Here is a 1,941-nt window from a genome sequence, read left to right as displayed (position 1 = left end):
GGACGTAGGAGTCCAGATACAGCCCCTTGCATACTGGTTCCCATCAGTACTATTAAGCACGACTGAATTATTATCAGCTAGTTCAACCGCTGACGTCGTGACTGCACCGTCTGGAGGAAGGATTGGCCTAACACCAAAAGTACCAGTAGGGGGTTCCCAATACAGCGACTGAGAAAAACCACTGCTGTCCCCCCTAGCGGCCAACACATTGCCTTGATTGTTGAGGTCCAGCGCCCAATTCTTTGCATTTATAGGTAAAGTCAACAACTGAGGCACGCTGGCCGGACTCGCCCAAAAAGCTGTCTTTGCTACATTGGCGTTGGAGTCAGGAAAAACGCAGGTACCCACTACCTGTGACTGGTCATTAATGGCCTTAGCCACACAAAAGTTTGCACCTGGGGGTAAAGGCAATACAACTTTCGAATACCCAAGGCTGCCTCGAACAGCTACGGTGCCACTGAGTGTACCTGCACTATTCGGGCAATTCATGGCAATGCTCGGATAGCTGTTGATCAATGTGTAGTTTATTGAGTTGGCGACACAATCGTCTCCCCAATCAGAAACTCTCTGCGCGGCACCATTACCGGTGGCTGCATAGATCACTACGGTTCCTTTACCATCGGCGCTGTAGCTCGACCCGACAATACCTCCCCGTTCATTCATTGCCGTAGGGGTTGTGGTGACGTCGCCAGGCCTTAAGAGGGGATTGAGTAATGTTGCAGGAAGTGGCTGCAGTACCTTTGGACCTAGCGATGGAGAACTGACTTGCCAAGACACCGCAAAATTGACGTTATTAGCATCCAAACATTGGCCGGAAATGGTGCCACTATTAGCGACTCCCATCGCGGTGCAAGATTGTCCGTTTGCAAGAACAGGCAACAGCTGTTGCACTATCGCGCCACTCACGTTAGCTAACCAAGGCCGCGTTATCGCGGAAGTATTGCCAGATACACAATTGCCGATTGCCATGCCTGTGTCGTTCACAGCGAGTGCAGTACATTGAGGCCCACCGACGTGACCAAGATTCACGTAGCTTGCTGCTTGAGCAGCCAAACTCAATGTTCCCATGAAGACGACAATGAATATTCCTGCTCGTTTACGTGACACTTTCATAATAGATCTTCCCTGAAAGATATTATTTAAGTTCCGTGAATACGAACTACGGTCACCAACGATGAAACTATCCCTTTCCGATCAGGCGCACAACTGTCATTTATGACAGGTACATACCAGTAAGTAACCAACGATTGTCAGCTAAGGTACATGTCAAAACACCGACCACGCGATCCGCTCACTCTACAACTCCAACACCTTTGATGATCGTGCCGCGCTTCCACAAAGCACGCCGCCAACCCGCTGTAGGAGCCAGCTTGCTCGCGAAGATCGTCAACGATGACACGGGCAACCTGGATGACCGCAGGGCCTGGAATTTTTTCGCGAGCAAGCTCGCTCCTACAGTGGGGTATGGTCTCGGACGTTTCCCACAGCTGTTTCAGGTTGTCGCTCGGAACTTCGCTGACTAACCTCTGGACCGTCGCTGCCAATTCAGCGGCCGGATTTGACCGTCCGACTCCCAACTGCATCTGTGCCACATCGAATCAGGCGTTTTCTTTACGCCTGCTGTATCGTGTCGCGGCAGCTGTACGCGGGATACCTCCGGGTATGCCGGGCTCCTTGGGACCGGTCGGTCAACCCGCGTATAGCTGCCACCCTAATTCGTTTGACCGCGAACCGTGGCAGCTCCATATCCCTTGGAGTTTCACCATGATTAAAGATAGCCCCCCAGAACAAATCTTCATCGTGCGCCCCGGCCTGGACACCGAAACCCTGCTGATCAACGCGTCCCAGGATCTATCCTCCATCACCGACATCGCCACCCACCTCGCCTTTGAAATCGACGGTACCCAACGCAACGTAGCGCTGGGCATCTGCCGCATGCTC

2 protein-coding genes are annotated in these 1,941 nt (G+C 52.4%); one reads left to right on the top strand and one right to left on the bottom strand.

Annotation, left to right across the window (positions count from 1 at the left end):
• A partial coding sequence (locus GIW04_RS30320) for a hypothetical protein (RefSeq protein WP_236479574.1) occupies positions 1–1,113 on the bottom strand: 1,113 nt, incomplete at its 3' end.
• Between the two features lie 279 nt (positions 1,114–1,392).
• Here GIW04_RS30320 and GIW04_RS31655 point away from each other — a divergent pair.
• On the top strand, positions 1,393–1,941 hold a 549-nt coding region (locus GIW04_RS31655; protein ID WP_442962826.1), incomplete at its 3' end, for a DUF6124 family protein.

The sequence above is a fragment of the Pseudomonas sp. PA-4-8C genome, from assembly GCF_021606625.1.
In the GTDB taxonomy this organism is placed as follows: domain Bacteria; phylum Pseudomonadota; class Gammaproteobacteria; order Pseudomonadales; family Pseudomonadaceae; genus Aquipseudomonas; species Aquipseudomonas lactis.
The sequence above is the reverse complement of the archived record's forward strand: the minus strand, read 5'-3'. Positions and strand labels throughout refer to the sequence as shown.